The organism is Moorena sp. SIO2C4 (genome assembly GCF_010672485.1).
In the GTDB taxonomy this organism is placed as follows: Bacteria; Cyanobacteriota; Cyanobacteriia; order Cyanobacteriales; family Coleofasciculaceae; genus Moorena; species Moorena producens.
On the sequence record NZ_JAAHGN010000189.1, the window covers coordinates 1 to 9,139 of the forward strand.

The following is a 9,139-nucleotide window of genomic DNA, read 5'->3' on the forward strand; positions in this document are numbered from 1 at the left end:
TTTATTGATGTCATTCCCGAAGTGGAACTGATTATCGGTGAACAGCCGGAAGTGCCCCAACTCGGAGCATCGGAATCCCAAAACCGATTTTTACGGGTGTTTCAACAATTCATCGGTGTCTTTGCCCAACCCCAACATCCCCTGGTGCTCTTCCTTGATGATTTACAGTGGGCAGATTTAGCTTCATTAACGTTGCTCCAGACCTTAATGACGAACTGCGATCGCAACTATTTGTTAATCATTGGAGCTTATCGAGATAACGAAGTCAGTCCGACCCATCCCTTGATTCAAACCATTGAGAAAATTCAAGAAACTGACTCGGTCATAGATCAGATCAAGATTGAGCCGTTACGGAAACAATACGTTCAGCAATTAGTAGCTGATACTCTCAATGACACCCAAGGGAAAAACCAGACCAAACCCCTAGCAGAGCTATTATTCCATAAAACCCAAGGTAATCCCTTCTTCTTGACCCAACTGCTCAAAACCCTCTATTCAGAAAACTTGCTGAGTTATGACGTCACCAGTGGCAGCTGGCAGTGGGATATTGATCAAATTCAAGCCATTGGCATCACTGATTATAACGTGGTGGAACTGATTGCCAGAAGTATTGGCAAGCTACAAGAAACCACCCAGCAGGTTTTAAAATTGGCAGCTTGTCTGGGCAATCAGTTTAACTTAGAGATGCTAGCCATTGTCAATGAAGACTCAACCATTATCACTGCTACTCAGCTCTGGGAGGCACTACAGATCGGTTTGATTCTGCCGTTGAGTGATAGTTACAAAATTCCTCTGCTATTTGAACAGGAGGAATCCGCAGATTTTGGCCTCAGTGATGTCAAGGTTAACTACAAATTTTTACATGACCGGGTGCAGCAAGCCGCCTACTCTCTGATTCCCGAATCTGACCAACAAGCAACCCACCTAAAAATTGGCAAATTACTGCTGAACCATACCACTCCAGAGGCACGGGAAGAGAATATCTTTGCCTTGGTTAACCAACTCAATTTTGGCACGGACTTACTCACCGCTCAGTGGGAAAAAGATGAGCTAGCTCAACTCAATCTGATCGCGGGTCAGAAAGCCAAGGCCGCAGCCGCTTATGCCAGCGCTCTCAAGTATCTGAATGTAGGTCTAGGACTCCTACCAGCAGATACCTGGACTGACAACTATGACTTCACCCTTGCTTTGTATCTAGAAGTGGTGGAAGCGGAATACCTCAACAGCAATTTTGACCAATCAAACCTCTTGGCTAGAGTGGCTCTGGAACAAGCCAAAACCCAATTAGATCAAGTCAAGGTGTATGAACTAAAAATCCACGGTTATATTGCTCAAAACCAAATGCAAGTCGCCCTGGATACGGGGCTACAGGTTCTAGACATGCTCGGGATTCCACTGGAGCAAGACCCCCCCAAAGACCTGATTAGTGAGGATTTGGCTGACCTACCAGAAATGACTGACCTGACTAAACTAGCAGCCATGGGGATCTTAAAGTCTGTAGGAACCCCTGCTTTTGTTGCTAATCCGGCATTGTATCCACTGCTGATCTTTACACAAATCAATCTATGTATCAACCATGGGAATTCACATCTGTCCACGGACACGTATATTAATTACGCCATGATCCTGTGTGGATTTATGGGAGATATCGATGGTGGCTATAAATTTGGTCAACTGTCTTTGATGCTGTTGGAGCAATTCGATGCTAAGGAGTTGAAATCAATAGTATTAGATATGTTTAACGGTCATATCAGACACTGGAAAGAGCATCTGAAGGAAACCCTAAACCCCTTACTAGAGGCGTTTAACAGCGGTCTTGAAACCGGAGAGCTAACCTATTCCGGTTTTGCTGCCCTCAACTACTGTACCAACCTATTGTTTGTGGGAGATGATCTCGACCTTGCTGCTCAGAAGTATGGGCAGTATCTGGAGTGGCTGCAAAAAAGGAAGCTAGACTATCATGTTATTTATGGTCAAATCGGCAAACAATTAACCTTAAATTTACTCGGTAAATCTGACGATCCCTGTCAGTTAATTGGGGAAGACTTTAATGAATTAGAAATGCTTCCCATTTTAAGAGAACAGAATAATGGAACGTCTCTGTTTTATCTATATCTTGCCAAATCGATTCTGTTTTATTGGTTTAAACAACCCGAGCAAGCTATTGCTCAGGCCAGGGCAGCAGAGCAATACGCACAATCTGTCGCTGGCTTGATTCTTGTTGCTGAGCACAATTTCTACTATTCTCTAGCGCTTTTGGCTCACTATCCCCATGTCGAGCCACAGCAGCAAGGTGAATACCTGACCGAAGTAGCAGCTAATCAGGAAACCCTGAAAACCTGGGCATACCATGCTCCATCAAACTTCAAACATAAATACGAGCTAGTGGAGGCAGAGAAAGCACGAGTTTTAGGGCAACACTGGCAAGCCATGGAACGTTATGACCAAGGGATTGAAGGAGCAGCGGACCAGGACTATATCCAGGAAGAAGCACTAGCCAATGAACTAGCAGCAGAGTTTTATCTCTCTTGTGGCAAACGAAAGATCGCCCAGGCTTACTTGACTGATGCCTACTATGGATACAGTCGCTGGGGAGCTCTGGCAAAAGTGAGAGACTTAGAATCAAGATACCCCCAACTCCTTAGCAAAATTACCGCCCAACCAACAACGAAAGTTCCACTAGATTCCATAACCAACTCAACGATAGCAGTAAGTTTAAACGCCCTGGATTTATCTGACGTGATCAAGGCATCTCAAGCCATTTCAGAAGAAATAGTTTTCGAGAATTTACTGGACAAATTGATGCAGATTCTCCTGACTAATGCTGGAGCGAAAAAGGGGTTTATCATTTTGTCAAAAGACGATAAATTGATTATAGAAGCGGCAGGAACAGTGGTTAATAATGGAGTAACATTCCGGGAGTCAATCCCAGTTACCATTACTCAGCATTTGCCCATATCCGTGATTAATTATGTGGCTATCACTAAAGAAAATTTACTTTTAAATAATCTTGTTAATAACTCTACTTTTGCTGATGATATATACATCATAAATAATCAGCCCAAGTCAGCTGTGTGTTTGCCACTTCTCCGGAAAAACAATCTGATTGGTATGGTGTACTTAGAAAATAATATGGTTTCTGGAAATTTTACCAATGAACACCTAGAAGTGTTAAGCCTTCTGTGTAATCAAGCGGCAATTTCTTTGGAAAATGCTACGCTTTACCAGACTTTGCACGAAGTTCAAGTTAGGGAGCGACTGGAAAAACAGATTCGCAAATCTCTGGAAAGAGAAAAGGAACTCACTGAACTCAAATCTCGATTTATCTCTATGACTTCCCACGAGTTCCGCACCCCCCTAACCACTATTATGGGGGTTACTGAAATCTTCAAATATTACAGCCAGAATTGGACTGATGAGAAAAAACAAAACTATCTAGATCGGATTCAAGTCAATGTCAAACATATGCTCCACATGTTGGATGACGTGTTGGTAGTCAATAAAGCTAATGCTGGAAAACTAAAATTTAACCCTGCACCATTAAATTTACTTGAATTCTGTCGTGATTTAGTCGAAGATATCGAACTAGGTATTGACACCCAACAAAGCATTGTTTTTTCTATTCAATGTGAATGCCCAGAGGTTAATTTTGATGAAAAACTGCTCAGACACATCTTGATAAATTTGCTCTCAAATGCCACTAAATATTCCCCCAATGACAGCACCATAAACTTTGACTTGATTTGTCAGCAAGAAGAGGTTATATTCAAGATTAAAGACCAGGGTATTGGTATCCCAGAAGAAGACCAAAAGCAACTGTTTGAGTCATTTCATCGATGCAATAATGTGGGTAATATTCCAGGAACTGGACTTGGACTTGCAATTGTAAAACAGTCTGTGGAAGTACACGGTGGTGAAATTACGGTAAATAGCCAAGTTGGTATTGGGACAACCTTTACTGTCACCATTCCACTGTACTCCCCTGCAGTACCAGAGCAAGTACAAAGACCGAGAGCTGTTTGCCAGTTGGCAGTTGGCAGTTGATCCTAATAGTAATTAGGATTATGCCTAGAACAAAGGATTAATTTTACTTAGTCTTTAAAAGCGTTTATCAATGTTAAGTTGTTTAAGGATAAAATGATCTATGTCGCAGATTTTAGTTATTGAAGACGAGGAAGATATCCGTAGCATTGTTGTTGAAATACTTCGGGCAGAAAATTTCGATGTTATTCAAGCAGAAAATGGTGAAATAGGTGTGGAATTGGCGAAAAAAGAAAGTCCTGATTTGATTATTTGCGATATTAAAATGCCGAAACTGGATGGTTATGGTGTAATGATTCAGTTACAAGAAATTCCATCCACCCAGACAATTACCTTGATTTTTCTTACGGCTAAATCTACAAAATCTGATCTGCGTATGGGGATGGAACTGGGCGCAGATGATTATCTGACCAAGCCATTTACTAGAGATGAATTATTAGGAGCAGTCACAACCCGCATAGCCAAGCAGATGGCTTTTGAGCAAGAATCTCAGAAACAGGTCGATGAATTGCGAGATTGCATTACTCATGCACTACCTCATGAGTTGCGTACTCCTCTCAATGGTATTTTGAATCTTGCCCAATTCCTCATAGAAGACTATGATACTATAGATCGTGATGAAGCTATGGACATGCTTCAGCAAATTTGTGTCTCTGGGGAACGTTTATATCGGCTCACCCATAATTTTTTACTCTATGCAGAACTAGCGCGAATCGAGCAACAACCTAAGCAAGCCAGGAAGCTGATTAATTATGGAGAGCAAAGTTTTACTAGAACAATTATCCAAGACCTTGCTATGCAAAAATTTAAGAAGGTAAACCGGAAAGACGATTTGCACTTAGAACTGCAAGAAGCAGTTGTAAAAATTTCCCAATCAAAATTCACTAAAATTGTTGAAGAAATCATTGATAATGCCTTGAAGTTTTCCGACCTTGGTAAGCCGATTCAGATTCAGAGTTATTTTCAGGATAATCACTTGAATCTTTTGGTGATCGATCAGGGACGAGGCATGACACCAACTCAAATTGCTAAACTCGGAGCCTATATGCAATTTGATCGTAAACTATACGAACAACAAGGCTCTGGATTAGGGTTGATTATTGCCAAACTGCTAACTGAATTACACGGTGGAGAATTAAACATAAGCAGTTTCCCAGTAAAACAAACAATTGTCCATATTATGCTTCCAGGAAAATTATCAATTTAAGGATTGATTGTTGATTGTTGATTGTTGATTACTAAAGTTTTTTTTAAACTTTAATTGCTCAGGGTTCATCTATAATATCACGTATCCTCTAAGAGGTTGTCTGAAAAGTCTCATTTGCTACATCCAAGCCCCCTAAATCCCCCAATTTTGGGGGACTTCTACCAGCAAATTGATTCTTGTTCCCCCCAGAATTGGGGGGCTAGGGGGGCAAAATTCAGTATCAAAAAACTTTTCAGATATCCTCTAAGCATATGCGCTACTTGAGGTGCAGTCAGCTATCAGCTATAGCAAAGGGAACAGGGAATAGGGAATAGGGAATAGGGAATAGGGAGTAGGGAGTAGGGAGTAGGGAATATGGCATCAAAAATTCTCACACACAATTGATTGAGGTACTCTATAGTAACTGCTTGTGCAGCATGAAGCTATGGCGTTAGCTGACTGCTGATAGCTGATAGCACCTCAAGTAGCACCATCTGTAGCGCATTAGCTGAATGCTTACGTGTTAGTTTTTTGGTCAAAAGTCCGTTGTCATTTGTTATTGGTATCGAGTGTCCATAGCCTCAACACCTGCAGAAGACTCTTGTGTTATACAATACCAATGCGCTTCGGACTTGATATCATGCAAAACTTTCTTGTCGCCATTGATTTTTCCGAGATCACACCAGTAGTGATTGCCCAAGCCGAGTCTTTAGCAGCGGCAACCAAGAGCAAATTATGGCTAATCCACATTGCTGAACCTGAGCCTGATTTTGTTGGCTATCAAACTGGACCTCAGACCGAGCGAGATTATATAGCTCACAAGTTTCGCAAGGAGCATCGCCAGCTACAAAAGTGGGCAGAAAATTCACGCCAAAAAGGTATTGATGCGGCAGCCTTGCTGATCCAAGGACCAATAGTTGAGACAATTTTGGCACAAGCACAGAAATTAGCAGTCGATTTAATTGTGGTCGGTTCTCATGGACACAGCGGTCTCTACAAAGCTTTAGTGGGCAGCATCAGCGAGGGAATTTTACAGAAAGCTGATTGTCCAGTGATGGTGATTCCTGGACGCCTAAAAACGGTCTAGTAGCGATTCAGCAAGGGCACAGAGAGTTTTCCCCATGAGCTTGTAGGGTGGGCAAAAACAGTTTGGTTTTTTTGAGTATTCTAGATTATATTACTTTGCCCACCCTACTGTAATTGGTATTTATTTGACACTCAAGCTTGTCGGGTGGGCAAAAACAGTTTGTTTTTTTTGAGTATTCTAGATAATATTACTTTGCCCACCCTACTGTAATTAGGTTTTTTTTAATTAATCCTTCATAATAAAATTCATGCATCCAGTTGATTACATCATTGTTACTATTTACCTGATTTGCATAGTTGTTTTTGGGGTTATTCTTCAACGGAAAGCATCTGAGGGTATAGAATCCTACTTTTTGGGAAATCGCAATCTGCCCTGGTGGGTTTTGGGGGCTTCTGGAATGGCGTCCAATACTGACTTGGCTGGCACGATGGTGATCAGCGCCTTAATTTATGCTCTGGGAACGAAGGGATTTTTGATCGAGATCCGGGGTGGCGTTGTCTTAATTATGGCTATTTTTATGATATTCATGGGCAAGTGGAACCGACGGGCAAATGTAATGACTTTGGCGGAATGGATGCACTTGCGCTTCGGCTCAGGAAGGGAAGGCAATACGGCTCGGATCATAAGTGCTGTTGCTAATATTATCTTTGCGATTGGCTCAATGAGTTACTTTTCGGTTGGGGGGGGCAAATTCTTGGGGGAATTTCTGGGTATTGATGACCGCTATGCTTCGATATTTTTGATTTTGCTCGCCCTGGTATACACGGCTGTTAGCGGTTTTTACGGCGTGGTATGGACGGATGTATTTCAAGGTATTTTGATTTTTATTGCGATTATCTATATTTGTGCGATCGCATTCTCTACGGCAACTATCCCGGATACCTTCTCGGTCTCGATTCCTGGGGCTGAGCAATTACAAACCTGGAATTTCACGGAGTGGAGCAGCATCTCGCCCCCAATCACAGTTGATCTACCGGGAGACTATGCCATATTCAATTTGTTCGGTGGCGTAATTTTATTCTATCTGTTCAAAGAAATTATGGTAGGGTTTGGCGGCGGGGGTGGCTATATGATCCAACGCTATTTTGCCGCTAAAAGCGATCGCGAAGCCGGGTTACTGTCCCTATTTTGGATAATCTTGCTTTCTTTTCGTTGGCCCTTGGTTACAGCCTTTGCAGTATTGGGTATCCATTACGGAACCACTAAAGCGGTAATTGCTGACCCTGAACTTATCTTACCAACGGTGATCGCAGAATATGTGCCAGTGGGGATAAAAGGGTTGCTGATCGCTTGTTTTATTGCAGCAGCTATGTCTACCTTTGACTCCATCATCAATGCTAGTGCTGCTTACTGGGTTAAGGATATTTATCAAGCTTATATCAATCCCCAAGCCTCTAGCCAACAACTGATTGTTCAAAGCCGCTGGGCATCAATTGTAATTGTAGTGGTGGGATTGCTATTTAGTTTCAATATCACCAATATCAATGATATTTGGGGATGGCTAACCCTGGGACTAGGTGCTGGACTGTCTATTCCTCTGGTGTTGAGATGGTACTGGTGGCGCTTTAATGGATATGGATTTGCCCTTGGGACAGTGGCGGGGATGGTAGCAGCTATTTTAACCAAGGCAATAGTAATACCCAACTTAAATTACGCTCAATTTCAGGAATATGCGCTGTTTCTCATTCCCAGCATTTGCTCATTACTAGGATGTATCCTAGGGACATTTTTAACTGAGCCAACTGACCGGGAGGTGATGGATAATTTCTATCGAGTGACTCGACCGTTTGGGTTTTGGGGAGTAATCCGTCAAAACCTCCCAGCTAATAGTCAGGCAAAAATCAGGAACGAGAATCGGCGGGATATTCTATCGACATTGATCGGGATTCCTTGGCAGATAGTCTTGTTTTTAATGGGAATCATGTTGATGATGAAACGTTGGGATAATTTTGGAATCCTGTTATTTTTATTTATTATCCTATCTATTTGTTTGTACTTTAATTGGTTTAGACACCTATCAAAAGAGGTGAGACTAGATTAAGTTTTAAAGTATAACAAAGGGAATAGGGAATAGGGAATAGGGAACAGTAGCAAAGACCGCGCTAGATCGCGCTAATCGCTGCACCGCTCCCGACTCCCGAAACAACCGGAGATGATATCAAAGGACAAAGAAAAGTCCAAAACCCAAAATAATTGCTCCAACTGCAACAGTCAATGACCAGAAACGATGGTAGCTGTTGACAGTGGTGTTATTGTTTTCCAAGTGGATCAAGTCTAGCCAAGGGGCAATTCCTCTGCGGAACCAGCCAACTACATTAACTTGGGAGCCAATTAAGTTCTGCACCTTACTGCTACCAAAGAGGAAGTTACCGATTGGACCAAAGCGAGAAGCATAGCGCGTATAAATCATCCCACTGCGGTCTTGAAGCTTGAGATCGGAACCAAATTTATAGCCAGCATCGCCGCGACCAATTAACTCACCTTGGAGTTTCACTGGACGACCACGCAAAGGACTGGCGTAGGGGTCACACAGTGAACTACCCCAACTTACTCCGTTGTTCGCGAAGCGTGGCCTACGGCCAAGTTGGGGCTTCCAGCTTCACGGAAGAATGCCGAAGGTGCGCTTTCCGTCGGCGAATTAAATTCGCCACGGGTCGCACCTCAACCTGGGCGGACGTCCGCGTCTTGGTCTTACTTCTTCTCCCCTGGCGTTGACCTCCCCCGTCCCAGAGGAGGATAGCACTCTGATTCCTTCTGCTCTAATGTTCTTTGCCGCATTACCATCTCTATCGTGGTGAGTTCCACAACTTGGACAAGAAAGAGCG

At 42.7% G+C, this 9,139-nt stretch carries 5 protein-coding genes and 1 pseudogene; 4 read left to right on the top strand and 2 right to left on the bottom strand.

The annotated features are described in order from the left end of the window. From F6K20_RS12675 to F6K20_RS12690, 4 genes are all read left to right on the top strand, one after another. Positions 1-4,044 (top strand): ATP-binding protein (locus tag F6K20_RS12675; protein ID WP_287294894.1); only part of this gene is annotated, 4,044 nt, incomplete at its 5' end. A gap of 100 nt (positions 4,045-4,144) precedes the next feature. Next, positions 4,145-5,248 carry a hybrid sensor histidine kinase/response regulator gene (locus tag F6K20_RS12680; protein ID WP_008179171.1) on the top strand — a complete coding sequence of 368 codons (1,104 nt, stop codon included), beginning with the start codon at positions 4,145-4,147 and terminating at the stop codon, positions 5,246-5,248. Positions 5,249-5,846: 598 nt separating this feature from the next. Beyond that, positions 5,847-6,314, top strand: coding sequence for a universal stress protein (locus F6K20_RS12685; RefSeq protein ID WP_008179165.1), 468 nt, complete (start codon positions 5,847-5,849; stop codon positions 6,312-6,314). A gap of 247 nt (positions 6,315-6,561) precedes the next feature. Beyond that, positions 6,562-8,355 (top strand): sodium:solute symporter family transporter, encoded by a 1,794-nt coding sequence (locus tag F6K20_RS12690; protein ID WP_008179163.1) that lies wholly within the window; start codon positions 6,562-6,564, stop codon positions 8,353-8,355. Between the two features lie 117 nt (positions 8,356-8,472). On the opposite strand, the pseudogene F6K20_RS12695 reads toward F6K20_RS12690, so the two are convergent. Both F6K20_RS12695 and F6K20_RS12700 read right to left on the bottom strand, forming a co-directional pair. Beyond that, a pseudogene (locus F6K20_RS12695) lies at positions 8,473-8,847 on the bottom strand (peptidase M48); the annotation flags it as partial. A gap of 105 nt (positions 8,848-8,952) precedes the next feature. After that, positions 8,953-9,139 (bottom strand): zinc ribbon domain-containing protein (locus F6K20_RS12700; protein WP_287294896.1); only part of this gene is annotated, 187 nt, incomplete at its 5' end.